Source organism: Nitratireductor indicus C115 (genome assembly GCF_000300515.1).
In the GTDB taxonomy this organism is placed as follows: Bacteria; Pseudomonadota; Alphaproteobacteria; order Rhizobiales; family Rhizobiaceae; genus Nitratireductor; species Nitratireductor indicus.
The window spans coordinates 16,640-41,835 of sequence record NZ_AMSI01000013.1; the positions used below are offsets into that span (position 1 = coordinate 16,640).

Annotated in this window: 23 protein-coding genes; 20 read left to right on the plus strand and 3 right to left on the minus strand. The window is 61.5% G+C overall.

The genetic code is table 11. From position 1 onward, the window contains the following. Window positions 1-12: 12 nt before the first annotated feature. A complete protein-coding gene (locus tag NA8A_RS17545) occupies window positions 13-1,080 on the minus strand; it encodes a polysaccharide deacetylase family protein (RefSeq protein WP_009451709.1) in 1,068 nt (355 codons plus the stop codon). Between NA8A_RS17545 and NA8A_RS17550 the strand changes: the two genes are divergently transcribed. Both NA8A_RS17550 and NA8A_RS17555 read left to right on the plus strand, forming a co-directional pair. Continuing rightward, window positions 1,079-1,285 (plus strand): hypothetical protein, encoded by a 207-nt coding sequence (locus NA8A_RS17550; RefSeq protein ID WP_009451710.1) that lies wholly within the window; start codon window positions 1,079-1,081, stop codon window positions 1,283-1,285. The genes NA8A_RS17545 and NA8A_RS17550 overlap by 2 nt on opposite strands. 52 nt (window positions 1,286-1,337) lie before the next feature. Continuing rightward, window positions 1,338-2,723: a uracil-xanthine permease family protein gene (locus NA8A_RS17555; protein ID WP_009451711.1), complete on the plus strand. Its 1,386-nt coding sequence runs from the start codon at window positions 1,338-1,340 to the stop codon at window positions 2,721-2,723. Between the two features lie 60 nt (window positions 2,724-2,783). Here NA8A_RS17555 and erpA read toward each other — a convergent pair whose 3' ends face one another. Continuing rightward, window positions 2,784-3,134: an iron-sulfur cluster insertion protein ErpA gene (gene erpA / locus NA8A_RS17560; RefSeq protein WP_040672976.1), complete on the minus strand. Its 351-nt coding sequence runs from the start codon at window positions 3,132-3,134 to the stop codon at window positions 2,784-2,786. A 124-nt stretch (window positions 3,135-3,258) separates the two neighbouring features. Between erpA and NA8A_RS17565 the strand changes: the two genes are divergently transcribed. The 14 genes from NA8A_RS17565 (at window position 3,259) to NA8A_RS17630 (ending at window position 19,630) form a co-directional block, all read left to right on the plus strand. Beyond that, a complete protein-coding gene (locus NA8A_RS17565) occupies window positions 3,259-4,485 on the plus strand; it encodes a deoxyguanosinetriphosphate triphosphohydrolase (RefSeq protein WP_009451713.1) in 1,227 nt (408 codons plus the stop codon). Window positions 4,486-4,554: 69 nt separating this feature from the next. Next, on the plus strand, window positions 4,555-6,312 hold the full coding sequence (gene argS, locus NA8A_RS17570; protein ID WP_009451714.1) for an arginine--tRNA ligase: 1,758 nt from the start codon (window positions 4,555-4,557) through the stop codon (window positions 6,310-6,312). Between the two features lie 111 nt (window positions 6,313-6,423). Continuing rightward, window positions 6,424-9,312 carry an SPOR domain-containing protein gene (locus NA8A_RS17575; RefSeq protein WP_009451715.1) on the plus strand — a complete coding sequence of 963 codons (2,889 nt, stop codon included), beginning with the start codon at window positions 6,424-6,426 and terminating at the stop codon, window positions 9,310-9,312. Between the two features lie 97 nt (window positions 9,313-9,409). After that, on the plus strand, window positions 9,410-10,429 hold the full coding sequence (gene nagZ, locus NA8A_RS17580; protein WP_009451716.1) for a beta-N-acetylhexosaminidase: 1,020 nt from the start codon (window positions 9,410-9,412) through the stop codon (window positions 10,427-10,429). A gap of 61 nt (window positions 10,430-10,490) precedes the next feature. Continuing rightward, a complete protein-coding gene (locus NA8A_RS17585; RefSeq protein WP_086006178.1) occupies window positions 10,491-11,300 on the plus strand; it encodes a segregation and condensation protein A in 810 nt (269 codons plus the stop codon). Beyond that, window positions 11,293-12,030 carry an SMC-Scp complex subunit ScpB gene (gene scpB, locus NA8A_RS17590; RefSeq protein WP_009451718.1) on the plus strand — a complete coding sequence of 246 codons (738 nt, stop codon included), beginning with the start codon at window positions 11,293-11,295 and terminating at the stop codon, window positions 12,028-12,030. The genes NA8A_RS17585 and scpB overlap by 8 nt, the downstream gene beginning before the upstream one ends. A 51-nt stretch (window positions 12,031-12,081) precedes the next feature. Beyond that, window positions 12,082-13,200, plus strand: coding sequence for an ABC transporter ATP-binding protein (locus NA8A_RS17595; protein WP_009451719.1), 1,119 nt, complete (start codon window positions 12,082-12,084; stop codon window positions 13,198-13,200). Window positions 13,201-13,257: 57 nt separating this feature from the next. Then, window positions 13,258-13,482, plus strand: a complete 225-nt coding sequence (locus tag NA8A_RS17600; protein ID WP_009451720.1) for a twin-arginine translocase TatA/TatE family subunit — start codon at window positions 13,258-13,260, stop codon at window positions 13,480-13,482. Window positions 13,483-13,561: 79 nt separating this feature from the next. Beyond that, the gene (tatB, locus tag NA8A_RS25665) at window positions 13,562-14,218 is read left to right on the plus strand and encodes a Sec-independent protein translocase protein TatB (protein ID WP_009451721.1); all 657 of its coding nucleotides are present in this window, start codon (window positions 13,562-13,564) and stop codon (window positions 14,216-14,218) included. Further along, entirely contained in the window at window positions 14,215-15,060 is an 846-nt protein-coding gene (gene tatC / locus NA8A_RS17610) for a twin-arginine translocase subunit TatC (protein WP_009451722.1), read from the plus strand. Before tatB ends, tatC begins: the two co-directional genes overlap by 4 nt. A gap of 60 nt (window positions 15,061-15,120) precedes the next feature. Next, on the plus strand, window positions 15,121-16,395 hold the full coding sequence (serS, locus tag NA8A_RS17615; RefSeq protein WP_009451723.1) for a serine--tRNA ligase: 1,275 nt from the start codon (window positions 15,121-15,123) through the stop codon (window positions 16,393-16,395). 128 nt (window positions 16,396-16,523) lie between these two features. Then, window positions 16,524-17,282, plus strand: coding sequence for a 5'/3'-nucleotidase SurE (surE, locus tag NA8A_RS17620; RefSeq protein WP_009451724.1), 759 nt, complete (start codon window positions 16,524-16,526; stop codon window positions 17,280-17,282). Then, window positions 17,279-17,932 (plus strand): protein-L-isoaspartate(D-aspartate) O-methyltransferase, encoded by a 654-nt coding sequence (locus NA8A_RS17625; RefSeq protein WP_009451725.1) that lies wholly within the window; start codon window positions 17,279-17,281, stop codon window positions 17,930-17,932. Before surE ends, NA8A_RS17625 begins: the two co-directional genes overlap by 4 nt. Window positions 17,933-18,040: 108 nt before the next feature. Then, window positions 18,041-19,630 carry a peptidoglycan DD-metalloendopeptidase family protein gene (locus NA8A_RS17630; protein WP_009451726.1) on the plus strand — a complete coding sequence of 530 codons (1,590 nt, stop codon included), beginning with the start codon at window positions 18,041-18,043 and terminating at the stop codon, window positions 19,628-19,630. Window positions 19,631-19,772: 142 nt separating this feature from the next. On the opposite strand, the gene NA8A_RS17635 is transcribed toward NA8A_RS17630, so the two are convergent. Then, on the minus strand, window positions 19,773-20,687 hold the full coding sequence (locus tag NA8A_RS17635) for an ATP-binding protein (protein WP_009451727.1): 915 nt from the start codon (window positions 20,685-20,687) through the stop codon (window positions 19,773-19,775). Window positions 20,688-20,916: 229 nt separating this feature from the next. On the opposite strand from NA8A_RS17635, the gene yajC reads away from it, so the two are divergent. The 4 genes from yajC to NA8A_RS17655 all read left to right on the plus strand — a co-directional run bounded on the left by yajC (window position 20,917) and on the right by NA8A_RS17655 (window position 25,141). Further along, the gene (yajC, locus tag NA8A_RS17640) at window positions 20,917-21,261 is read left to right on the plus strand and encodes a preprotein translocase subunit YajC (protein WP_040672977.1); all 345 of its coding nucleotides are present in this window, start codon (window positions 20,917-20,919) and stop codon (window positions 21,259-21,261) included. Window positions 21,262-21,328: 67 nt separating this feature from the next. Next, window positions 21,329-23,896 carry a protein translocase subunit SecDF gene (gene secDF / locus NA8A_RS17645; protein WP_009451729.1) on the plus strand — a complete coding sequence of 856 codons (2,568 nt, stop codon included), beginning with the start codon at window positions 21,329-21,331 and terminating at the stop codon, window positions 23,894-23,896. Continuing rightward, window positions 23,896-24,285, plus strand: coding sequence for an Mth938-like domain-containing protein (locus tag NA8A_RS17650; protein ID WP_009451730.1), 390 nt, complete (start codon window positions 23,896-23,898; stop codon window positions 24,283-24,285). Before secDF ends, NA8A_RS17650 begins: the two co-directional genes overlap by 1 nt. Window positions 24,286-24,310: 25 nt before the next feature. Beyond that, window positions 24,311-25,141 carry a phytoene/squalene synthase family protein gene (locus tag NA8A_RS17655; RefSeq protein ID WP_009451731.1) on the plus strand — a complete coding sequence of 277 codons (831 nt, stop codon included), beginning with the start codon at window positions 24,311-24,313 and terminating at the stop codon, window positions 25,139-25,141. The last annotated feature ends 55 nt before the right edge of the window (window positions 25,142-25,196 follow it).

Consider the following 25,196-nt stretch of genomic DNA (forward strand, 5'->3'; position numbering starts at 1 on the left):
GGAATGGAAGGCTCAGGAGCCGCCGGCGATCTTCTGCAGACGGAAGGGCAACTCTGAAAGAAGCGCGTTCACATAGCGCTTTCTCTGATAAAGCCCGTTGAGCGAGACCCGCGCCAGTGCGGTTGGCTTCGACAGCGCGTCGCTCCCGATGAGCCCGGGCATTGTCGTTACGGCCAGGTCGAAGCCTGCGGCAGCCGCCATAGCGATTTCCCGTTCTCCGACGGCTGCCCGGTACCCATAGGGATAAGCCAGGGTTCTGGGATATCGACCGACATAGCGCTCAACGGCTTCGGCGGATTGCACCAGTTCATCACGCAACGCTCCGTCGCCGAGCTTGCGCAGATTGCGATGGCTCAATGTGTGCGCGCCGAAATGGGCGAGGGGGTCCCTGGCGAGCACGCCGAGCTCATCCGCATTCATGACCTGTTTTGCGGTTATGGCCAGCGGATCCACGCCGCAGGTTTTTGCAAGGGCATCGATGCGCGCAATCGCTGCCTCCTCGTCCCGGGCCTCCGTGACGAATGCCGCAAGCCGGTCGAAGGCGGCGATCTTGCGCAGATGCGTTGTCGTGTTCAGCTTTTGCTCGCCATGCCCGAAATCGAAGGAAAAGGCATCTGCATTGTCGACGATCTCGGCCGCCGTCTTCCACCATATGGAGCAGCGGCGCTCGACGAAGCCCGCCGTGATGAAGATCGTATAGGGAACGCCATAACGTCCGAACACGGGAGCCGCGTGTTCGGCATTGTCGCGATACCCGTCATCGAGCGTGAAACAGGCATAGCGGCGCGTATCGCTTCGATCGGCAAGGCGCGCCGTAAGATCTTCGAGCGCAATGGGTGTCAGCCCGCTTTCGAGCGTCGCCTGAATGGCTTCTTCGAGAAATTGCGGCGTGATGCTGAGCCAGCTGTTCGGCGCTTCCGGATCGACCGGCTTGGGATCGACATGGTGAAGCGTGAAAATCACGCCGCGCGCCTGCGGTTTCATGCCGAAGCCGGCGCGCTGCAGAAGTGCGGAGCCCTCGAGCCCCGCCCGGATGAGCCCATAGCGGGCAAATCTCTTGAAGGCCTGAAGGGGAAGCATGCCGATGGAGACGCCGCTAATGGTTGCCAGATTTGCCGTCGAGGCGATGTTTGCGGGCTATTTCGCCCCGATAGGCCTGATCCAATCAGGAAAAGCTGAACAAATCGCTTCGTCAGTCCTTAAGAAGCGGATCGCCGCCAATATTGGTCAATACTTGGCGGACTTTCAAAAATTTCTTGATAGTTGGTTGCGCCGTTCTGGCTGATGCTCCCTGAAACAAAAGAGTCCGCGGGGATGCGGAACGAAGGGGAACAGATATGACGGAGACCACACTTCCCGGTTCGGGTGCCGGGGGCTTATCGCAAGCCGATTTACGAAACCCCGACTATACGCCACCTCTGGCTCAGGCGGTGCCGCTGGGAATCCAGCACGTCCTTGCAATGTTCGTTTCGAATGTAACGCCCGCGATCATCGTCGCGGGCGCTGCCGGTTTCGGCTTCGGATCGAATTCCCCCGATTTTCCAAGCCTCATCTACATGATCCAGATGTCGATGCTGTTTGCGGGCATCGCGACATTGTTCCAGACCATCGGCATGGGACCGGTCGGCGGTCGTCTGCCCATCGTCCAGGGCACGAGCTTTGCCTTCCTGCCGGTCATGATACCCATCGTGGCGGGGCAGGGTGTTGGCGCTATGGCCGCACTCATGGGCGGCGTGGTGATCGGCGGCATTTTTCATTTCTGCCTCGGCAGCGTGGTGGGGCGCCTTCGCTTTGCCCTGCCGCCGCTTGTGACGGGCCTTATCGTGCTCATGATCGGCCTGTCTTTGATCCGCGTCGGCATTCAATATTCGGCGGGCGGTGTCCCGCTCATCGGCAAGCCGGAATATGGGAGCCTTGCCAATTGGAGCGTGGCGCTTGTCGTCGTCGTTGTAACGCTGCTTCTCAAATTCTTCACGCGCGGCATGTGGTCCATCGCAGCGGTGCTGCTCGGTCTTATCGCCGGTTATCTTTTCGCCCTTCTTCTCGGCATGGTCAGTTTCGGCAATGTTGGAAACGCCTCCTGGGTGGCGCTGCCAGTGCCGTTCAAATGGGGCTTCGAGCTTTCGGCCCCCGCCATTCTCGGCATGTGCTTCATGGCCATCGTCTCCGCCATCGAGACGGTGGGCGATGTTTCGGGCATCACCAAGGGCGGTGCGGGCCGCGAGGCAACGGAAAAGGAGATTTCGGGCGCCACCTACGCAGACGGGCTGGGCACTGCCGTTGCCGGTATCTTCGGCGCCTTGCCCAACACGTCCTTCAGCCAGAATGTCGGCTTGATCTCCATGACCGGCGTGATGAGCCGCCATGTGGTGACCTATGGCGCGATTTTCCTGATCATTTGCGGCTTGGTGCCCAAGGTTGGCGCGATCATCTCCACCGTTCCGATCACGGTGCTCGGGGGCGGCGTCATCGTCATGTTCGGCATGGTTGCGGCAGCTGGCATCAACATGCTGTCCGAGGTTCATTGGAACCGGCGCAACATGGTCATCTTTGCCGTGTCCTTGTCGGTTGGCCTCGGTCTGCAGCTTGAGCCGGGGGCACTTCAGCATCTGCCGCAGACGGCGCAGGTCCTGCTTACCTCAGGACTTCTGCCGGCAGCATTCCTGGCGATTATGCTCAATCTCCTCCTCCCGGAAGAGGCGGGCGCCGAAAAGCCTGCCTGATAAAGCAGGAAAGCCGCCCGATGGGCGGCTTTCCTATTCATGAGCCGAAGGGCACGTTGCCTATATCGAAAAACTCGTACCGCAGCCGCACGAGGCGACGGCGTTGGGATTGCGGATCTGGAACGATTGGCCGATCAGATCGTCGACGAAGTCGATCACGGATCCGCCCATATAGACGAGCGACAATTCATCGACCAGCACGGTCGCGCCATCCCGCTCGATGGCCACATCGTCGTCATTGCGGCTGTCGACCAGATCGAACTTATAGGAAAAGCCAGAACAGCCACCCCCTTCGACTGCGACCCTGAGGGCAATCTTGTCCGGTTCGCTCTTCATGATGGTCGCGATACGGCGGGCGGCCGCTTCCGTGAGCTCCACACCCTTCATCTGCGATGCGGCATCCATTCCCATGGCGCTTGTCCTGATGGTCACCTTGCGTTCTTGCTAAGGGAATAGGTATGAAGCCGCGTGCGGCAAGTCAACCGCGACCGGAGCAAAGCCGGACGGTTGAAGAGGCGAGAATGGAAGGCGGCGGATGATGCGGACGGGTGGCGCTCTGGAAGACATCGGTTTCGGTTACAGGCCCCGCGCACCCTATGCGACGGACCCCGCGGCCTCACGGGGAAGGCTCTATCCGGAGCCGGAAAGTCCCACGCGAACCCCGTTTCAGCGCGACCGTGACCGTATCATTCACTCGACCGCGTTCCGCCGTCTGAAACACAAGACGCAGGTTTTCATCGCCCATGAGGGCGATCATTATCGCACCAGGCTGACCCATTCCATCGAGGTCGCCCAGATCGCGCGCGCTTTGGCCCGCGCCCTGCGTGGCGACGAGGATCTGGCCGAGGCAATTGCCCTTGTTCACGATTTCGGTCACACGCCCTTCGGTCACACTGGCGAGGATGCGCTTGCCGAGCGGATGGCCCGCTGGGGCGGTTTCGACCACAATGCGCAGTCGCTGCGCATTGTCACCCGGCTGGAGCGCCGCTATGCGGAGTTCGACGGGTTGAACCTGACCTGGGAAACACTGGAAGGCCTCGTCAAGCACAATGGTCCGCTGACCGATGAGCGTGGCGCGGGGCTCGATGGCAGACCGGTTCCGCAGCCGATACGCGATTATGTTGCGCGCCATGACCTGGAACTCGCCCGCTTTGCCGGGATTGAGGCGCAATGCGCCGCCATTGCCGATGATATTGCCTACAATGCGCATGACATCGACGATGGCCTGCGCTCGGGTCTTCTGACTCTCGACATGCTTGAAGACGTCATGCTGCCGGGCCGTATTCTGGCTGCGGTCGAAGAACGCTATCCAGGCCTCGATCCCGTCAGGCGAGGGCACGAGCTGATGCGCCGACAGATCACGGCCATGGTCGAGGACGTTATCGTTTCTGCAAAATCCGTTCTTGAGGACATCGATCCTAAAAGCCCGGCCGACATTCACGATGCCGGCAGGACGATTGTCACCTTCTCGCCTGCCATGCAGGCGGAGGAGAAGGAACTGAAGACCTTTCTTTATGCCAATCTCTATCGGCACCGGGAGGTGATCGAGGTGCGCCGTCGGGCCGAGCAGATCGTGCGCGATCTCTTCGACGCCTATTTTGCCGACCCCTCCGCCATGCCCAAGGGTTGGCGCGAGGGAACCGATACTGCGGAGGAGGGCGTCAAGGCGCGCCACATAGCCGATTTCCTCGCCGGCATGACCGACACCTATGCGGTGAAGGAACACCGGCGCCTGTTTGACCACACACCTGAATTGGGCTAGTGCGGTCGGCGTTCCGGTCCGCAGACCGGTACGCCAAGTTTATCCGATGAATTTCTCAGGACATTGTCCATGAACATCTTTGCCGATTTCACAGGTCGGGTGCTTAAGACCGTCGAGGCGCTGGGGCTGAAAACCGTTGATGGGTCGCCGCTTGACCTGTCGCGTATCGCCATCGAGCCGCCGCGCGATCCGAGCCATGGCGATGTGGCGACCAATGCAGCCATGGTGCTTGCCAAGGCGGTCGGCGAAAACCCGCGTGTCCTCGGTGAGAGGATTGCGGCAGCCTTCGAGAGCGATCTGGATGTCGCTGCGGCAAGCGTTGCCGGCCCGGGCTTTGTCAATCTCAAGCTGTCGGACGGCTTCTGGCAGGCGCGGCTCGCCGAAATGCTCGAACTTGCGACCGATTACGGCCGCTCGCAGATCGGTGGCGGCCGCAAGGTGAATGTGGAATATGTCTCGGCCAATCCCACCGGCCCGATGCATGTGGGCCATTGCCGCGGCGCGGTCGTGGGCGATGCGCTGTCCAATCTCCTGGATTTTGCCGGTTATTCCGTCACGCGCGAATATTATATCAACGATGCCGGCGTGCAGATCGATGTGCTTGGCCAGTCCGTGATGCTGCGCTATCGCGAGGCGCTCGGTGAGAAAGTGGGCGAGATTCCGCCTGGCCTTTATCCGGGCGATTATCTCGTTCCCGTGGGTAAGGCTCTCGCCGACGAGTTCGGGACCAGACTTCTGGAAATGCCGTCGGTTGAAGCCATGGCAATCGTCAAGGACAAGACCATCGACATGATGATGGCGATGATCCGCGAGGATCTCGACGCCCTCAACGTGAAGCACGACGTGTTCTTTTCCGAGCGCTCCCTTCATTCGGGCAATGGCGGCATGATCCGCTCGGCCATCAACGATCTCACCCTCAAGGGGCATGTCTACAAGGGCAAGCTGCCGCCCCCCAAGGGCCAGAAGCCGGAAGACTGGGAAGATCGCGACCAGACCCTGTTCCGCTCGACGGCGGTAGGCGACGATATCGACCGCCCGCTGATGAAGTCTGATGGTTCGTTCACCTATTTCGCCGCCGATGTCGCCTACATGAAGGACAAGGTGGACCGGGGGTTCGAGCATCTCATCTACGTGCTTGGTGCCGATCACAGCGGCTATGTAAAGCGCCTGCAGGCCGTTGCGCGCGCGATCGCCGGCAACGATCTCGAAATCACCGTTCTGTTGTGCCAGCTCGTGAAGCTCTTCCGTGCCGGCGAGCCTGTGCGCATGTCGAAGCGGTCGGGCGAGTTCGTGACGTTGCGCGAGGTGGTGGATGAGGTTGGCCGCGATCCCATTCGCTTCATGATGCTCTATCGCAAGAACGATGCGCCGCTCGATTTCGATTTTGCCAAGGTGACCGAACAGACGAAGGACAATCCTGTCTTCTACGTGCAGTACGCCTCCGCGCGTTGCCACTCGGCGTTCCGTCAGGCGAGCGAGCAGCTTGGTATTGCCACCTTCGAGCGTTCCAAGATGCGCGAAGCCTTGCCGCTGCTGAAGGACGAGGGCGAGCTTGCCCTCATCCGCAAGCTTGCGGAATACCCCCGATTGATCGAGGGAGCGGCCCAGACCATGGAGCCGCATCGGCTTGCATTCTACCTTTATGACCTCGCAAGTCTCTTCCATTCCCAGTGGAACAGGGGGGCGGAGACGGACGACTTACGGTTTGTTAAGGTTAACGCACCAGAATTGACTCACGCCAGACTAGGGCTGGTGCAGGCTGTCTGCGATGTGTTGACGTCGGGACTTGCATTGATTGGGGCGGAAGCGCCCTCGGAGATGCGTTGATCTGCCTGTTTTGAGGTAGAACAGTCTGTCACCTTTTGCCCACATTGCGCTGGTAGGTGCAACAGTTGTGACGTCGCCGGCGTCCGACCGAGTGTGAGTGCGGAAGATAGCATGGCAGACCATAGCTCGACCCAACGTGCAGAAATTGCAGGCCTTGCGGACGATGATCCGTTCGCTGAACTGACCCGGATCATGGGACATGATCCGCGCCAGGCGAGTGCTCGCAGGCCCGAGGCCGACATCGCTACAGATGATCTGGTTCTGGAGCTGGAGAACGAACTGCTCGGCGACATGCCGGAGCTCTCTGCGGAATTTTCCGATGAGGTTGGTTCTCCGAGTGCTGCGAACGATTCCTGGCGTGATACCCGCAATGACTGGCGCTTCGAACAGGAAGCGCCGGCGGACGTTCTGCAGGAGGCTCCGGTCGCCGCTGAACCGGCACAGGACCTCGATATCGACCTGAGCGATGAGCTCGACGGACACTTCGCCGTGGAGTTTGAGGACGAATTGTCGGCTCAGGCATCAGACGGTGAGCCCGCTCGCCATGAGCCGCAGGGTTTTTCGTCCGAGCCGGAACTGCACGACTGGCAGCCGCAGGAAACGGCTCCCGTGCACGAGTCCGTCCAGGAGAATGCGAACTGGCTGGACGAAGAGATCGCGCAAAGCCTGGATTCGGCTGCACTCGCGATTGAAGAGGCCAGCGAAGAGACCGCGCAGGAAATTTCCGAAGTTTCCGCAGAAATGGAAACGGACGATTTCCATGCTGCCGACTACGGCGAAGCTGCCGAGACCGATGCGCCCGCAGAAATGGTCGAGCAGGAAGATGATTTCGCGTTCGACGCCAGCGATTGGGCGGGGCTTGAGGCAGAGTTCGGTTCTGCCGTCGAGGATACCGCTCCGGTTGCAGAAGATTATGCTCCCGAAGCTCAGGATATGCATTACGAGGCGCATCAGGTGCCAACTGATGATATCGCCGCTGAATTCGAGCAGGATATCGTTGCGGGCGAGCTCGATGCAGCGGCTGCCGAAGATGCGGAAGCGGACATTGGCCGCGCTGATGACTGGAGCAATGCCGCCCATTTCGACGAGCCGCAGACCGAGATTTATGGCGAGGCTCCCATCGCTTCCGCGTCAGTATCCGACGGCATTGCGCATTACGACGAAAATCCCACGGCGGAAGAATTCGACACCGGCAATACGCCGAGCCAGTATCTTTCGCCCCAGGCTTTCGCAAACTCCGTAGCGAGCGGCGCATCGCGGGAAGAAGCTGTTTCCGAACCGGTCGCGCCGTTCGACCTTGCCGCAGAATTCGCCGCTGAATTTGGTGAGCAGCCGGCTCCCGTGCAGGAGGAGCCTGAGATATTCCAGGAAGCTGCTTCGGTTGATGGCGGGCAGGATGATGCTGGCGATTTCACTTTCGATACCGCTGACTGGAATTTCGAGGCTGAGGAAGCGCCGCATTACGATGCCGCCGTGCCTGCCTATGCGGAAGCATTCGCTGCTCACGACGAACGCGTTGAGGAGCCTTTCTGGCAGGCGCCTGCCGCCCCTGCTGCCAAAATTGCCGCCGAGCAGCCGTTTATCGACACGGTCGACGTGCCTGGCGAACGGATTGCCATCGACGAGGCCCGTCATATCCCCGAATATGTGAGTGAACCTCAGGCTCCGGTCGAGACGGCGGGTGAAGACCTCGAACTGGCGCTCGCCCGTGCATTCGGCGATCCTGAGAATTATGCCGCATCGGCCCAGGCGGAAGACAAGTTCCTGCACGATGAATATGCCACTGCCGCCATGCGCGGTGACGAGGCGCAGGAGCCACAGGACGATTTCGACTTCGACAGCGCATTCGGTGGCGCGTTCGCTCAGGCCGGGGAGGCCGATGATCTCTCTACCAACGCGGATGAGGACCTCGACAACCCGTATTACGTTGCCGACGAGGACCCCTGGCGGGGAGATGACGCACAGATGGAAGCTGTGGCGGGCGCAGTTCCTGCCGGGGGGGCGCTTGCTGCCGCGCCGGCTCTCGCCGGCCGCCGCCGTGGTTTGATGATCGCCGGGGCAATCGGTGCGCTTGCGGTCTTGGGTGTCGTGGGCGTCTTCGCGTTCGGCGGTGGCGGGACGGAAGGTTCCGGCACTCCCGCATTGGTTCGCGCTGACCCCGAGCCTGTGAAGGTAAAGCCGGAAAACCCAGGCGGCCAGCAGGTGCCCAACCAGGAAAATCAGGTCTATCGCCGTGTCGATGGCAGCGATGCCGCTGCGAAGCCTGCCCAGGATCGGCTGGTGACCACGGCTGAAGAGCCTGTCGAGATGCCGGTCGCAAAACCGGAAACGGTGGTTCCCAAGTCCGAAGAGCGCCTTGCTTCCACGCCGGAAACAGGCACGGCACCGCAGGGCGAGGACGTCACGGCGATGGCGCCGCGCCGCGTGCGCACTATGGTGGTTCGGCCCGATGGCACGCTCGTGCCACGCGAGGAACCGGCTCCCGCACCGGCGCCGACTGTGGCTGAAGCGCAGACGCCATCGACGCCGACACAGGCAGAGACACCGCCGGCTGCGGCAGCATCCGAGCAAGCTGTGCCCGCAGCCACCGCGCCCGCTCAGCCTCAGGCAGCGGCGAGCCCTGTGCCGACGGCGCGCCCGACGCCGCCCGCTGCACAGCAGCAACCGACCCGTGTGGCTGCGGCACCTGCGCAGCCGGCGCGTCCGGTGGCCCAGCAGCCGGCCGCACCCGCACCGGTGTCCCAGGCCGCAGCCGCCGATGGCTGGTCCGTGCAGATTTCCTCTCAGCCGACCGCCGAGAGCGCGCAGCAATCCTATCAGGACATGGCGCAGCGCTATGGCAACCTGCTTTCGGGCCGTGGCGTGAACATCGTGAAGGCTGAAGTGAGCGGAAAGGGCACCTATTATCGGGTCCGTGTTCCCACAAGCTCCAAGGAAGATGCGATCAATCTCTGCTCGCAACTCAAATCCGCCGGCGGTAGCTGCTTCGTCTCGAAGTAGTCTTTCAGCCGTATGAGTTTGCAAAGGCCGCCGCACATTGCGGCGGCTTTTGTTTTGCCTGCTTTCAGCTGATCTTTTCGGGAGGTATTCTCATTCTATGAGCGAATCAAAGGCAATGATCCTCGGCGTTGCCGGGACCGAATTGAGCGCGGACGAAAAGGCTTTCTTCCGCAATGAGTGCCCTTGGGGCTTTATCCTCTTTGCGCGCAATGTCGCCGAGCCGGAACAGCTGCGCGATCTGGTTGCCGCCATGCGCGACAGCGTTGGCCGGTCTGAAGCGCCCGTTTTCATCGATCAGGAAGGGGGCAGGGTGCAACGGCTTCGTCCGCCCATCGCCCCCAATTATCCGACCGCTGCCGAGCTTGGCGCGCTCTATGCACGCGACCGTGAGGTCGGGCTTCGTGCTGCCTGGCTGATGTCGCGCCTTCATGCGATGGACCTTGCTAGCCACGGTATTTCCGCCGACTGCCTCCCCGTTCTCGACGTGCCGGTGGCAGGGGCGCATGACGTGATCGGCGACCGCGCCTATGGGTACGATCCTCAAATCGTGATCGAGCTTGGCCGCGCAGCCTGCGACGGCCTCATGGCGGGAGGTGTCCTTCCCGTGATGAAGCACATGCCCGGTCATGGTCGTGCTTTCTCAGACAGCCACAAGGCGCTGCCGGTTGTCGAGGCGTCGCTCGATGAATTGAGGGCGCATGATTTCGTGCCCTTCAAGGCGTTGCGCGATGTACCCATGGCCATGACCGCTCACATCGTTTTCAAGGCCATCGATCCGGAACGCCCGGCGACCACATCGCCGAGGGTTATACATGACATCATTCGCGGTGAGATCGGCTTCGAAGGTCTTCTGATGAGCGATGACGTCTCCATGAACGCACTTTCTGGGGATTTCTCCGCCCGCGCCGAAGCAATCCTTGCGGCGGGATGCGATCTTGTCCTTCACTGCCACGGCATAATGCCGGAAATGCAGGCCGTGGCCGAAAAGGCGCCCGAATTGTCGGGCAAGAGCCTGGAAAGGGCGCGACGCGCTCTGGCTTTCTTGAAGCCGGCTGACACGATGGAGGAGACGGTGGCACGCGCCGAGTTCGCGCAGTGCTTCGAGGCCGTCGCCTGATGACAAGGATTGGTGGCACTTGGCAGAGAACGCCGAGAAAAAGACCGTCAAACCCATTCCCATGGACAAGCTGTGGGAAGAGGGGACCAAGGATGAGCGTGGCGTTTCCGAACCCGCGCTGACGGTCGACGTCGACGGTTTCGAAGGGCCGCTCGATCTTCTTCTTCATCTGGCGCGCACCCAGAAGGTGGATCTGGCGCGCATTTCCGTTCTTGCACTTGCCGAGCAGTACATCGCCTTCATCGAGAAGGTGCGTGAGATGCGGCTGGAGCTTGCCGCCGACTATCTCGTGATGGCGGCATGGCTTGCCTATCTCAAATCCCGCCTGCTCATTCCCAAGAAGAGCGAGGATGAAGGTCCCTCGGGCGAGGAAATGGCGGCCATACTGCAATTCCGCCTGAAGCGCCTTGAAGCCATGCGCGACGCGGCCTCAAGGCTCGTCAACCGCAACAGGCTCGGTCGCGATGTCTTTGCGCGCGGCATGCCCGAACCCATCGTCGTATCGAAGCAGAGCGCTTTTTCGGCCTCGCTTTATGATCTTCTCACAGCCTATGCCGGCCAGCGCCAGCGCCGCGCGATCACCAATGTGCGCATTGCAAAGCGCGGCGTCTGGTCCCTGAAGCAGGCGCGCGACATTCTGGTGCGCATGATCGGCGATTTTGCCGACTGGACGGCGCTCGATCATTTCCTCATTCGCTACATGACGAGCCGGGAGGAGCGGGCGACCGCCGTTGCAAGCTCCTTTGCCGCCTCACTGGAACTGGTCCGTGAGGGTGCGCTGGAAATCCGCCAGCAGGAGCCGTTCGCTCCAATCTACATGCGCAAGGGCAAGCAGACACCCGCCAGCCTCTTCGAGAATGCCCATGATTGAGGGTAACAATATCGTGCCGGCCTCGAACGAGGACGAAGCCGAGGAAACGAGAACCCCGGTGCGGGTTTTGGGCACGCTTTCGATTCAAGAAGTGAAGCGAATGGTGGAAGCCATTGTTTTTGCAAGTGCAGAACCGGTTTCCGAGCGACTCATCGCTGACCGTTTGCCCGATGGCGCCGACATCGACGCGGCACTGGAGGCGTTACGCTCCGAGTATGAGATGCGCGGCGTCAATCTGGTGAAGGTCGCCGACAGTTGGGCGTTCCGCACGGCAAGCGATCTGTCCTTCCTGATGAACCGGAACGCCGTGCAGCAGCGCAAGCTCTCCCGTGCGGCGCTGGAAATGCTGGCCGTCATTGCCTATCACCAGCCCGTTACCCGTGCGGAGATTGAGGAAATTCGCGGCGTGGAGACCTCCAAGGGCACGCTGGACATCCTTCTGGAAACCGGCTGGGTGAAGATGCGCGGCCGCCGCCGCACGCCGGGGCGCCCCGTCACCTATGGCACCAGCACTGAATTTCTCGACCACTTCGGTCTGGAGGAACTGCGCGATCTGCCGGGCATCGAGGAATTGAAGGGCGCGGGGCTTCTTTCGCCGCGCATGCCCAGCAATTTCGCCGTTCCCCAGCCAACGACCGATCCCGATACGCTGACGGAAGACGAAGATCCGCTGACCGATATCGATCTGGAGGAGCTCGGTCTGTTGACACCGCTCGCCGAGGATGATTGACGAGAGGACCGCGGACATGGAGCGTCCGCGCGCATCCAGGGAAGTCGGCAGATGAACGTTCAGAAGCAGGGTTCGGCACGAGTGACGGCCGGCGTCAGCTTCGCGGCGCGTTTGTCCTTTGAGGATATTTTCCATTCCTATGCGTCCGGCGTGGAAACGCTTCGCGGCGTTTCGCTGACGGCGGAACCTGGTGAGGTTCTCTGCCTCCTCGGGCCTTCCGGGTCGGGAAAGACCACACTTCTCAGGATCGCTGCCGGCATCGAGCCACAAAGTTCCGGCCGCGTGGTGCTGAACGAGCGCGTCATCGCCGGCCCCGGGGTCTTCCTGCCTCCCGAACAACGCTCGATAGGCCTGGTGTTTCAGGATTTCGCCCTGTTTCCGCACCTGACCATTCTCGACAATGTGCGCTTCGGCCTCACGGCCTTATCGCCCGAAGAAGCGCGCCACGAAGCGATGATCGCGCTTGAGCGTGTCGGTCTGCAGGCCTATGCCGGCGCCTATCCGCATGTGCTTTCTGGCGGCGAGCAGCAGCGCGTGGCGCTAGCCCGTGCATTGGCTCCGCGCCCTGCGGTTCTCTTGATGGACGAGCCGTTCTCCGGTCTTGATTCGCGCCTGAAGGATTCCGTGCGCGCCGAGACGCTCGATATTCTGCGCCAGAGCCGTGCCACCGCCATCGTCGTGACCCATGATGCAGAAGAGGCTATGCGCATGGGCGATCGCATCGCGCTTTTGAAAGATGGACGTCTGGTGCAGGTCGGCACTGCAGAAGAGCTCTATCAGCATCCTGCAAACCTGTTCGTTGCCGGCTTTTTCTCCGAGATCAACGAGTTCGAGGCTGCGGTGGAAAATGGCATGGTGGAAACGCCGCTCGGTCGTTTTCCCGCTCCCGAGGCGCTGGAGGAGGGCGCGGAAGCGACGGTTGCGGTGCGTCTTTCCGGCTTTCTGGTCAATCAAGACAGCGGTGCAATACCGGCGCGTATCGTCTCCCGGCGCTTCCTGGGGGTTGTGGAACACCTCGAACTGGCGGTTCCGGGGGCTGACCGAAATATGCGCGCGCGCATCCGCTGCGGCCAACTGCCGCCGAAGGCGCGCGATATCTGGATCGACATCGTGCCGTCCGATGTGCTTGTCTTCACCAGACAATCGTTTGAAACCCAGACAATCGTTTGAAACATGGCGCGAAAGCGCATAAATCATCTCAATGGCAACTGGCAAAAGAGACTGACCATGGGTTCCTTTTCAATCTGGCACTGGCTGATCGTGCTCGTCGTGGTGCTGCTCCTGTTCGGACGCGGCAAGATTCCCGAGCTGATGGGCGATATGGCCAAGGGCATCAAGAGCTTCAAGAAGGGCATGGCCGACGACGAAGACGAAAAGCCCGCAAAGACTGTCGAGCATCAGGCCGATGAGGCCATCGAAACGCCGAAGTCGAGCAAGAAGAAGGCCGGCTGATAGCCGGCTTGCCGTCAGCCGGCTGTCAGCTGGCGTCATGAGCGGCTTGCCGTGTTTTCCGTCTTTCATACGGTGATGCATGTTTGACATTGGCTGGCCAGAGATGCTGGTGATTGCCGTCGTCCTGATCGTCGTGGTCGGGCCGAAGGATCTTCCGCGCATGCTGCGCGCATTCGGGCGTACGACCTCGAAGCTGCGTTCCATGGCGGGCGATTTTCGCAAGCAGTTCGACGAGGCTTTGAAAGAAGCCGAGCTCGATGACGTGAAGACGCTGGCCAGCGATTTCCGCAAGCTCGACCCGCGCAACGAGATACGCAAGCATCTCAACCCCCTCGAAAAGGCGGGCAAGGAGTTGCGTGACGGTCTGAACGAGGCGATGAAGCCCGAGCCTGAGGCCGACGCGGCCAAGGGTGGGGTGCCGGCCGCCGCCGAACCGCATGCTCAAGCCCCCGCCAAGACGGGTGCTGCCGCGATCCCCGGCGAGACGGCATCGGAAAAGCCGGCAGCGGCAAAAGGGGCAAGGAAGAAGCCGGCGGCCAAAACTGCCGCCGCTTCCCCAGCCAAGGCCAAGCCTGCTGCGTCCGGAACCGCAGCACCCAAGAATGCTGCATCCAAGAATGCTGCATCCAAGAGCGCGGCATCCAAGCCTGCACTGATCACCAAGACAACGAAGGCCGGCACCGCCGCGAAAGCAAAGGCGTCCGCTGGCAAGAAGAGCAGCGGAGCGGCCTCGTGAGTCACGACGAACAGGACGAGATCGATCAGTCCTCGGCGCCGCTGATCGAGCATCTGATCGAGCTGCGCTCGCGTCTTATCTGGGCGATTGGCGGCTTTTTCGTCGCCTTTCTGCTGTGCTTCTTCTTCGCCAAGCAGATTTTCAACGTTCTCGTCCTGCCATTTCAGTGGGCAACCCGCTGGGCCGGCCTGGATGCCGGGAAAGTCGACCTGATCTATACGGCGCCACAGGAATTCTTCTTCACACAGATCAAGCTTGCGATGTTTGGCGGCCTTGTTCTGGCCTTCCCGGTCATTGCCATGCAGATCTACAAGTTCGTAGCTCCGGGGCTTTACCGGAACGAGAGGCGTGCTTTCCTGCCGTTTCTCGTCGCTTCCCCAATTCTCTTCCTGCTAGGGGCAGCACTCGTCTATTTCTTCTTCACGCCGATGGTGATGTGGTTCTTCCTGTCCATGCAGCAGGTTGGGCCGGACAATGAGGTGCAGATTTCGCTGCTGCCGAAGGTCTCCGAATATCTCGGCCTGATCATGACGCTGATTCTGTCCTTCGGTCTGGTGTTCCAGCTTCCGGTCGTCACCACACTTCTGGCCCGCGTCGGTCTATTGACCTCGCAGGGTTTGGCCGACAAGCGCAAATACGCGATCGTTGCAGCCTTCATCGCTGCGGCTGTTTTGACGCCACCCGATCCGGTGAGCCAGATCGGCCTTGCGCTTCCAACCATCCTTCTCTACGAGATTGCCATCTGGGCCGCCCGCATGGTGGAACGCAAGCGTCGCGAGGAAGAAGCCGCGCGCGCCGAGGCAGAAGCCAGCGAAGCGGAACAGCCGACCGCCGAGACCTGATGACAGTTCCTGTCGCTATCGGGCGGTTGTTCGCAATCTCTCCGCGATGGGAAATCTGCCATGCTCGATATCAAATGGATTCGCGAGAACCCGCAAGCGCTTGACGAAGCGCTGGCAAAGCGCGGGGCGAATCCGGAAAGCCACAATCTTCTGGCGCTCGATGAGGCGCGCCGCCAGCATCTCACCCGGTTGCAGGAGGCGCAGGAGCGCCGCAATGCCGCCTCCAAGGAGATCGGCAAGGCAATGGCCTCCGGCGACAAGGCGCTGGCCGACAGGCTGAAAGCCGAGGTGGCGGAGCTGAAGGGATTCGTCCAGGAAGGCGAGGCCGAAGAACGCCGGCTCGATGCCGAATTGCGCGATGCGCTTGCCCGCGTTCCCAACGTCCCGCTCGAGGATGTGCCGGTCGGTGCGGATGAGAACGACAATGTCGAAATCCGCAAGGTCGGCAAGCCTGCACATCACAACTGGTCGAAGGAGCATTTCGAGATCGGCGAGGCGCTTGGCCTCATGGATTTTGAGCGCGCGGCCAAGCTGTCGGGCGCCCGTTTCACCGTTCTGTCCGGTCAGCTTGCCCGGCTGGAACGCGCGCTGGGGCAGTTCATGCTCGATCTTCACACGACCGAGCACGGCTACACGGAAGTGCAGCCGCCGCTTCTGGTGCGCGACGATGCCATGTTTGGTACGGGGCAGCTGCCGAAATTCTCCGAAGACCTGTTCCGGGCCGGCGATGATCATTGGCTCGTCCCCACCGCCGAGGTTCCGCTGACCAATCTCGTGCGCGAGGAAATCCTCGATGGCGAAAAACTTCCGCTGCGTTTCACCGCGCTGACACCCTGCTTCCGTTCGGAAGCAGGATCGGCCGGCCGCGATACGCGCGGCATGCTGCGCCAGCACCAGTTCTACAAGGTCGAACTGGTATCGATCACTGACGAGGACAGTGCGATCGCCGAGCACGAACGCATGACCGAATGCGCCGAGACCGTTCTGAAAAAGCTCGACCTGCCGTTCCGCACCATGGTGCTTTGCTCGGGCGATATGGGCTTCGGCGCGCGCAAGACCTACGATCTGGAGGTCTGGCTTCCGGGGCAGAACACCTACCGCGAGATTTCTTCCTGCTCGGTCTGCGGCGATTTCCAGGGGCGTCGCATGAATGCGCGCTACCGGGCCGCCGGCGAAAAGCAGCCACGCTTCGTGCACACGCTGAACGGTTCGGGTACGGCGGTGGGCCGCGCGCTGATCGCGGTCATGGAGAATTATCAGAACGAGGATGGCACCATCGCCGTCCCCGATGTGCTGCGTCCCTATATGGGCGGGATCGAGAAGATCGGCGGCTAGAGGTTTTCGCGCCCCGATGACAGGTGGCGTGTGCTCTCGCCGGAACGGAGACGGGCAAGGTTTCTTCCTGAGCTGATGCCTGGAACACCGCGCCGGTTTGTTGAACGGACAGGATGAAGGACAGGACAGTGCGCATTCTTTTAACGAACGACGACGGCATTCACGCGGAAGGCCTTGCGACGCTGGAGCGTATCGCCCGGACATTGAGCGACGATGTCTGGGTGGTGGCACCCGAAACCGATCAGTCGGGTTTCGCGCATTCGCTGTCCCTGTCGGAGCCGCTGCGCCTGCGCAAGATCGACGAACGTCATTTCGCATTGCGTGGCACGCCGACCGACTGCGTGATCATGGGCGTGCGCAAGGTGCTCGACAGGGCGCCTGACCTGATCCTGTCGGGCGTCAACAACGGCACCAACATCGCCGACGATATCACCTATTCCGGCACGGTTGCCGGTGCCATGGAGGGGACGCTGCTCGGTATCCGTTCCATAGCGTTGAGCCAGGCCTACACGGTGACCGATGAAAGCCGGCATGTTCCCTTCGATACAGCCGAAAAGCTCGCGCCGCCTTTGCTCAAGAAACTGGTCGCAACACCGGTGCCCGAGGGCGTCTTTCTCAATATAAATTTCCCCAACTGCCGGCCTGAAGAGGCAAAGGGCACTCTCGTCACCGCACAAGGCAGGATGTCCCACGGCCTGTGGATCGACGAACGCCGCGACGGGCGCAATTTCCCCTATTATTGGCTCAATATCGGCCCGTCCGGCACGGAAATCCGCCCCGGCACGGATCAGGCCGCGATTCGCGACGGCTATGTCTCGGTCACTCCGCTGCATCTCGATCTCACCGCCCATGAGGTGCGTGAGCGTCTTTCCAAGGCACTCGCATGACGGGAGGGGAGCGCGAGCGTGAAGGCTTTGCGGCGTTTATGCTGCGCATGCGCGCCCGCGGAATAGGCGGCAAGGAGCTGTTTGCCGCCATGGAGGCAACACCACGCGGCGATTTCGTGCCCTCCGAATGGAGATCGCTTGCCTGGTCGGAGCGGATGCTGCCGATTGCCTGCGGTGAAGCCATCGAAGGGTGCGATCTTCAGGCCCGTGTGATCGAGGCGCTGGAGTTGTCTTCGGGCCATCGCGTCCTTGAGGTTGGCACGGGCTCGGGTTTCACGGCCGCCGTGATTGCCCGTCTTGCGGGCCGCGTCATCAGCCTTGACCGCTTCAAGACGCTCGGCAACGAGGCGAAGCGCCGTTGGGAGCATCTGGGGCTCTCGAACGTGCTGGCAAAGCAGGCGGATGGGGGCGAGGGCTCAGCGGCCGACGGCCCTTTCGACCGCATTGTCGTGTGGGCTGCCTTTGAAGAATTGCCGCGCCGTTTCGTGGATCAATTGGCCACCGGCGGCATCATGATCGCCCCGATGGGGCCGGCGGAAGACACGCAGATCATGATGAAACTCACCAAGGTCGGTAGCCGCTTTGAGCGCGAAGACCTTGCATCCGTGCGCCTTCAGCCTCTTGCGAAGGGCATTGCCGAGGCGATCTGAGGCGCCGCTATTAAGAATGCGCATTATTTTTTGCCCGATCTTAACCCGCGGGTAACATTAACGCGATTTAATCACTCGTGTTCAGGTATTGGGTACGCGGGTAGTCTCATGCGTTGCATCACACAGAAATTCGAGCACGCGTTGGCGCGTGGGGCGGCAGTCGCCCTAGTCGGCGGTCTGGTGGCTGGCTGCAGTTCCGATATCTCCCGTTTCCGGGCCAGCGATTTTGCCGACGGGCGCTCTTCCGGCCAAACGGTCGCAATGGCCCCGGCAAGCCAGCCTTATCCGGGAGATGGGGGATATCAGTCGGGCGGCATCGATCGCACCTACACGGGTTCCATCAACCGGCATGCGGTTCGCCCCGATGCCGTGGTCGGTGGAGTGCCGCAGCAGCAATTGCCTGCGCCTGGCACCTATCGCACGGCGCAGCCAGCACCGCTCGCTCCCCCGGTCTCTAATTCTCCGATACAGCGTCAGGCGATCGGCGCGCCCGCACAGCAGGTTGCGCGCAACGAAATGCCGTCGGCAGCTGCCGCAAGGCCGCGCCTTGATCAGACATCGACCGGTTCGGTGAGCCGTCAGCCCGCTCAACCCTCACAGGACGCTGGCCGCCGCGGTAATGTGATCACGGTCGCCGAAGGTGAAACCGCCTACAATCTCTCGCGCCGCTATGGTGTTCCGGTCTCCGTGATCCTGAGCGCCAATGGCATGCAGCACGCCTCCGAACTGAAGGCGGGCCAGCAGATCGTCATCCCGACCTATGCTTATTCCCGTCCCGCGCCGTCTTCCGGCAATACGGGGCAGGGGACACAAACGCGCACCGCTTCGCAGTCCGAGCCGGCAAAGGCGCCCGAGCCGCAGCGCGAAGCGCCCAACCGCCTCGCCGTGCTGCCCGAGACGCCGAAGCCCCGCTCGCGTCCGGATCGGCCGCAGACGAACACCCCGACAGCCTCCAACGCCAGCACTGGTGCCAGCGGCGGCTATTACACGGTGGTTTCCGGTGACACGCTCTATGGCATTGCCCGCAAGACCGGGGCCAACGCTTCGAGCATCAAGGCTGCGAACAATCTTGGAGACGGCTATTTGCAGGTTGGCCAGAAACTGGTGATCCCTTCGGGTTCCGGCCAGCCGGTGCAGGTTGCCGCCGCGCCGAAGAAGATCGACCCGACCACGACGGCGGCAACGGCGCGCCAGCCCCAGGCACAGACGGCGGTCCACCAGGCCCCTGCGCCCAGGCAACAGGCCGCATCCAAGAGCCAGGCTGAGACCCAGCTTGCCTCGGTTGCAAGCAACAGCAGCGCGGAAGCCCCCGATTCTACAGGCATCGGCAAGCTTCGCTGGCCCGTGCGGGGTCGGATCGTCTCCGAATTTGGCAGCACGGCCGGCTCCACGCGCAATGACGGCATCGACATAGCCGTCCCTGCCGGTACGCCGATCAAATCCGCCGAAAATGGCGTGGTCATTTATGCCGGCGACGGGCTGAAGGAATTCGGCAACACGGTTCTGGTGCGCCACGACAATGGCATGGTCACCGTTTACGGCCATGCCAGCGCATTGCGGGTCAAGCGCGGCGACAAGGTGCGCCGCGGTCAGGAAATCGCCTTGTCGGGCATGAGCGGTAATGCGGATCGGCCGAAAATGCACTTCGAAGTGCGCAAGGACGCGACGCCCGTTAATCCGACAGGTTATCTGGAATAGGAAATCCGCAGGTCAGGTGGAAACACCTGACCTGCGCACAAATTCAAAAGTTCCCTGGATAATGAAAAAAGAAAGGCCCGTCCGACCTCCGTCCGGGCCCTACCTTGAACCCGCCCCAAAAGGCGGGTTTCTTTATTGTTGGCTATTCCTCAAGTCGCTTGCCCAGGCGCCCGGCCAGATCCTGGATGAACTGCCACGCGACACGGCCCGAGCGGCTGCCTCGGGTCGTTGCCCATTCCAGCGCATCGGCGCGAAGGGCGTCAGCATCGGCCTCAAGGCCGTAGTGGCGCACATAGCCGTCGATCATCGCCAGATATTCTTCCTGAGAGCATTTGTGGAAGCCGAGCCACAGGCCGAAACGGTCTGACAGCGAGACTTTTTCCTCCACCGCTTCGGACGGGTTTATCGCCGTGGAACGCTCGTTTTCGATCATGTCGCGGGGCAGGAGGTGGCGGCGGTTCGAGGTGGCATAGAAGATCACATTGGCGGGCCGTCCCTCCACGCCACCGTCCAGCGCAGCCTTCAGCGATTTGTAGGAGGTGTCGTCATGGTCGAAGGACAGATCGTCGCAGAACAGGATGAAACGGTATGACGCGCTTTTGAGCAGCGCCATCAGCTGCGGCAGCGTTTCGATATCCTCGCGGTGGATTTCAACGAGCTTGAGTGCTGCCCCTCTGGCTTTCTCATCGGTTCCCTTGCCCTCGGCTTTGTGCCGGTTCACATCGGCATGCACCGCCTTCACCAGCGATGACTTGCCCATGCCGCGCGCGCCCCACAGGAGCACATTGTTGGCGGGCAGGTCCTGCGCGAAGCGCAGTGTGTTGTCGGCCAGAATGTCGCGAACCCGGTCCACGCCGTGAATAAGCCCGATCTCCACGCGATTGACCTTTTGCACGGGCTGCAGCATCTGGCGCTCCGCCTGCCAGACAAAACAGTCGGCGGCATTGAAATCGGGAGCAGGAGGTGCCGCCGGCGAAAGCCTCTCGACGGCCGCGATCAGACGCTCAAGCTTTTCCGACAGTGCTTCGATGCTTTGCTCACCCCGTTGTTCGACCATGATTCTTCCTCCGGAACATTCATTCGCCGGCGCATGTTTTATGGGCGTACCGGACGGTACGGTTGTTCCATAGGGATTTGCCCTTTGCAAGCCGGTTGGAGCCCAAAGCGGTACGCTTGCAGAACACCGTTGAATGCGGGCCGCTGACGGTTGCAATGAAAGGGTTAAAGTCTATATTCCGGCAACATTTGTGAAGAGCCGGCCAGCCGGCCAATCTCGGGAGTTTCTAATGTTTATCACCCCTGCATACGCTCAGGCTGGCGGCGCTGGAGCGCCGGATATGCTCGTCAGCATTCTGCCGTTCGCGCTGATTTTCGTGATCATGTATTTCCTGATCATCCGCCCGCAGCGCCAGCAGATGAAGAAACGCCAGGAGATGCTTTCCTCCGTGCGCCGCGGCGATACGGTCGTCACCGGCGGCGGTCTGGTTGGCAAGGTCACCAAGGTGATCAACGACAGTGAAGTCGAGGTTGACCTGGGCGGTGGCAACAAGGTTACCGCGCTGCGCTCCATGCTTGCGGAAGTGCGCGTGAAGGGTGAGCCGGTCGCGGACAACACCTCCGCCAAGAAATAACCGTAATATGACGTGATTGCGGGGAGGGAGCGCCTGCGCGCCCCTCCACCGAACCCGACGAGGCCCCATGCTACACTTCTCGCGCTGGCAAACGATATTCATCTGGCTGGCCGTGGCGCTCGGCGTTGCATATGCGATTCCGAACATCGTTCCGGCTTCCTATCTTTCTTCGATGCCGAGCTGGGCGCCGTCGCGGCCGATGACGCTGGGTCTCGATCTGCAGGGTGGTTCCCATATCCTCCTTCAGATCGAGAAGAAGGATCTTATCGATGAGCGCATCGTCACAACGCGTGACGATATCCGCCGCATCCTGCGGGATAAGAAGATTGGCTATACGGGCCTTGGCGGTTCCGGCCAGACGGTTCAGGTGCGCATTCGCGACGCTTCGGAATACGATGCGGCCAGGCAGGCGCTGAACGAGCTGACGCAGCCCATTTCGTCGGGCCTGTTCGGCGGCGGCACCGTGCGCGAACTGGCGATGAGCGAACCGGAGCCCGGGCTTCTTCGTTTCACGCTGACGGAGGAGGGGATCAACTACCGCGTCTCCTCCGCGCTTTCCCAGTCCATCGAGGTGGTCAGCCGCCGCGTCAACGAGCTTGGCACCACCGAGCCCGTGATCCAGCGTCAGGGCGACGATCGTATTCTCGTGCAGGTGCCGGGTCTGCAGGATCCACAGCGCCTGAAGGACATTCTTGGACAGACAGCCAAGCTGACCTTTCAGATGGTCGACCAGTCCGTGCCGGTTCAGGAAGCGATTAACGGTCGCCCGCCCGTCGGTACTTCCGTCAAATACTCGGTCGATGATCCGCCCGTCCCTTATCTGATCGAGGATAGGGTCATTGTCTCGGGCGAGAACCTTGTCGATGCACAGGCAACATTCGACCAGCGTACCAACGAACCCGTGGTCAGCTTCCGCTTCGATACCAAGGGCGCCACACGTTTCGGCCAGGCGACCCAGCAGAATGTCGGGCGGCTGTTCGCCATCATTCTCGACGATCAGGTGATTTCGGCGCCGCAGATCCGCGAGCCCATCCTGGGCGGTACGGGACAGATCTCCGGCAGTTTCAGCGTCCAGAGCGCCAACGATCTCGCGGTGCTGCTGCGCGCCGGCGCATTGCCGGCAACGTTGACGGTCATTGAGGAAAGGACCGTCGGTCCGGGTCTCGGCCAGGACTCCATCGATGCGGGCAAGATCGCGTCGGTCATCGGTTCGGTGCTGGTCGTGGCGTTCATGATCGCCGTTTACGGGCTGCTGGGCGTCTTCGCCGTCATCGCGCTCGTTGCCAACGTCACCATGATCATCGCCATCCTGTCGGTGCTGGGAGCGACCCTGACCCTGCCGGGTATTGCCGGTATCGTTCTGACCGTCGGCATGGCGGTGGATTCGAGCGTGCTTATTTTCGAACGCATACGCGAGGAGCGGCAGAATGGCCGTTCCGTGGTTCAGTCGGTTGATATCGGCTTCTCCAAGGCGCTTGCCACCATTATCGATGCCAACGTCACCACGCTGATTGCGGCTGTCATCCTGTTCTATCTGGGATCGGGGCCGGTACGCGGTTTTGCGGTCACGCTCGCCATTGGTATCGCGACCACCGTGTTCACGGCCTATACTCTGACGCGCTGGATCGTGGCCGACTGGGTTCGCCGTCGCCGTCCGAAGGAACTGCCGCGCAACCCCATCAAGCTTGTTCCCGACGAGACGCGCATCGGCTTCATGAAGCTGCGCCGGGTAACCTTCACCCTGTCGGCTGTCGCCTCTATTGCGGCAGTTGCCTTGTTCATGACCGTCAACATGAATTACGGCATCGACTTCCGCGGCGGTTCCTCCATCGAGGTTCAGTCGCGTGAGGGGCCTGCCGATCTGGCCGACATTCGTGCACGCCTCTCCGACCTCAATCTGGGCGAAGTCCAGGTGCAGGAGTTCGGCGATCCGCGTGAGGTGCTGATCCGCATTCAGGCGCAGGACGGTGGCGAGAATGCAGAGCAGACCGTGATCACGAAGGTGCGCGGCGAGCTTGAGGACGCTTACGACTTCCGGCGTGTGGAGGTGGTGGGACCGACCGTTTCCAACGAACTGGCGCGCGCTGGCACCATCGCCGTTCTCGTCTCACTCTTTGCCATCCTGATCTACATCTGGCTGCGTTTCGAATGGCAGTTCGCCGTCGGCGCGATCCTTGCCACATTGCACGACGTCATCATGACGGTGGGCTTCTTCGTGGTAAGTGGCATCGAGTTCAACCTGACGAGTATCGCAGCCATCCTGACCATCGTCGGTTACTCACTGAACGATACGGTGGTGGTGTATGACCGTGTCCGCGAGAATCTCAGACGGTTCAAGAAGATGCCGCTGCCACAGCTGCTCGACCTGTCGATGAACCAGACGCTGTCGCGCACAACCATGACGTCGCTGACAACCTTGCTCGCTCTGGTGGCCCTGTTCATCTTCGGCGGCGAAGTCATCCGCTCCTTCACGGCGGCAATGATCTTCGGCGTGGTGATCGGTACCTATTCGTCGATCTTCATCGCCGGTCCCTTGCTCATCCTGTTCCGCATGCGGCCGGGTGGAGCGCAGGCTGATGCCGGTGCGCAGGACGATGCCGAAGACCCCGCAGCCGGTCAGCTTCCGGCCAAGTAATGGCGGGCGGCCTTGAAATACGCGCGGCCCATTTCCCGGGCCGCGCTCCCCTCGATGCTTACGGCAACGGCGGATTTCGCTTTGCCGACATGTCGCACCGCGGATCGATCCTGTGCCTTCCCTCCGGTGTTCACGGCTGGGACGCACAGGATTTTCCCGGTCTCGAAGAACAGGACTTCCAGCGTCTTTTCGACGAAGCGGGCGAATTCGACATTCTTCTGGTGGGAACGGGCAAGACCCTCATTCCCATGCCGGCCGATCTGCGCAGGCGTTTTCGCGAAGCGGGAGTTGCAGTCGAGACCATGTCGACGGGTGCAGCTGTGCGCACCTACAACGTCCTTCTGGCAGAAGACCGCAGCGTTGCCGCTGCCCTGATCGCCGTCGATTGACATGGCAGGCGAACCGCAACACGCAATGGCGGTCACCCGCGCTGCGGATCGCGACCGCTATCTCTCCGTGCTCTATGCGCCGGAGGAAAAGCGCGGCGCACTCTTTGCTCTTTATGCGTTCAACTCAGCAATTGCCGGCATTCGTGACCGTGTCAGCGAGCCTTTGCCCGGTGCGGTAAGGTTGCAGTTCTGGCGTGACGCCTTGGCAATGGGAGTGTCGCACGGAGGAGGAGAGGCCGAAGGCGCGCCGTTGGTCATCGCGTTGACGCAGACCATTCGGGAACACGGGCTGCCGCTCGATCCTTTCCTCAACATGCTCGATGCACGCGAATTCGATCTATATGACGATCCAATGCCCAGCCGTAATGACCTCGAGGGCTATTGCGGGGAAACGGCATCGGCTCTGATTCAGCTTGCAAGCCTCGTTCTGGATCCGGCAGCGGCGCGTGGCGTGGCCGAGATCGCGGGGCACGCCGGCTGTGCGCAGGCAATCGCCGGCTTGCTGCGCCTGCTCCCGATTCATCGCAGGCGCGGCCAATGCTACGTCCCCGCCGATGTGATGGCAGCGGCAGGCATCGACCGCGAGGCGTTTCTCTCCGGTCGCGATGGATCAGGGGCCGAAAGGGTCATCGCCGCCATGGTGGCGCTTGGGCGCGATCACGCGGCCAGGTTCGAAACCCTTGCTCGCGATCTTGTGCCGGCCCTTCGGCCGGCTTTCCTGCCGGCAGGCCTTGCGCCCGCCTATTTCGGGCGGCTGGAGGGGAAGGGCGTTCGCGCGCTCGACGAGGTTGCCGAGATTCCAGCATGGCGCAGGCATTGGATCATGTTCCGCCGGGCGACATCCGGTTGGGGATGATGCGGCGCTGCCGTATTTCCGCCTGTCTGCCATGATGTCAGGCAAATGCATTGTT

Bases quoted from the DNA above. Each gene is read 5' to 3' on its own strand.
- secDF (WP_009451729.1), top strand. From the start codon at position 21,329: ATGCTACACTTCTCGCGCTGGCAAACGATATTCATCTGGCTGGCCGTG.
- NA8A_RS17630 (WP_009451726.1), top strand. From the start codon at position 18,041: ATGCGTTGCATCACACAGAAATTCGAGCACGCGTTGGCGCGTGGGGCG.
- tatB (WP_009451721.1), top strand. From the start codon at position 13,562: ATGTTTGACATTGGCTGGCCAGAGATGCTGGTGATTGCCGTCGTCCTG.
- NA8A_RS17565 (WP_009451713.1), top strand. From the start codon at position 3,259: ATGATGCGGACGGGTGGCGCTCTGGAAGACATCGGTTTCGGTTACAGG.
- nagZ (WP_009451716.1), top strand. From the start codon at position 9,410: ATGAGCGAATCAAAGGCAATGATCCTCGGCGTTGCCGGGACCGAATTG.
- serS (WP_009451723.1), top strand. From the start codon at position 15,121: ATGCTCGATATCAAATGGATTCGCGAGAACCCGCAAGCGCTTGACGAA.
- NA8A_RS17655 (WP_009451731.1), top strand. From the start codon at position 24,311: ATGGCGGTCACCCGCGCTGCGGATCGCGACCGCTATCTCTCCGTGCTC.
- NA8A_RS17550 (WP_009451710.1), top strand. From the start codon at position 1,079: ATGCCGATGGAGACGCCGCTAATGGTTGCCAGATTTGCCGTCGAGGCG.
- scpB (WP_009451718.1), top strand. From the start codon at position 11,293: ATGATTGAGGGTAACAATATCGTGCCGGCCTCGAACGAGGACGAAGCC.
- NA8A_RS17635 (WP_009451727.1), bottom strand. From the start codon at position 20,687: ATGGTCGAACAACGGGGTGAGCAAAGCATCGAAGCACTGTCGGAAAAG.
- NA8A_RS17585 (WP_086006178.1), top strand. From the start codon at position 10,491: ATGGACAAGCTGTGGGAAGAGGGGACCAAGGATGAGCGTGGCGTTTCC.
- NA8A_RS17555 (WP_009451711.1), top strand. From the start codon at position 1,338: ATGACGGAGACCACACTTCCCGGTTCGGGTGCCGGGGGCTTATCGCAA.
- NA8A_RS17600 (WP_009451720.1), top strand. From the start codon at position 13,258: ATGGGTTCCTTTTCAATCTGGCACTGGCTGATCGTGCTCGTCGTGGTG.
- NA8A_RS17545 (WP_009451709.1), bottom strand. From the start codon at position 1,080: ATGCTTCCCCTTCAGGCCTTCAAGAGATTTGCCCGCTATGGGCTCATC.
- NA8A_RS17625 (WP_009451725.1), top strand. From the start codon at position 17,279: ATGACGGGAGGGGAGCGCGAGCGTGAAGGCTTTGCGGCGTTTATGCTG.
- NA8A_RS17650 (WP_009451730.1), top strand. From the start codon at position 23,896: ATGGCGGGCGGCCTTGAAATACGCGCGGCCCATTTCCCGGGCCGCGCT.
- argS (WP_009451714.1), top strand. From the start codon at position 4,555: ATGAACATCTTTGCCGATTTCACAGGTCGGGTGCTTAAGACCGTCGAG.
- NA8A_RS17575 (WP_009451715.1), top strand. From the start codon at position 6,424: ATGGCAGACCATAGCTCGACCCAACGTGCAGAAATTGCAGGCCTTGCG.
- yajC (WP_040672977.1), top strand. From the start codon at position 20,917: ATGTTTATCACCCCTGCATACGCTCAGGCTGGCGGCGCTGGAGCGCCG.
- erpA (WP_040672976.1), bottom strand. From the start codon at position 3,134: ATGGGAATGGATGCCGCATCGCAGATGAAGGGTGTGGAGCTCACGGAA.
- NA8A_RS17595 (WP_009451719.1), top strand. From the start codon at position 12,082: ATGAACGTTCAGAAGCAGGGTTCGGCACGAGTGACGGCCGGCGTCAGC.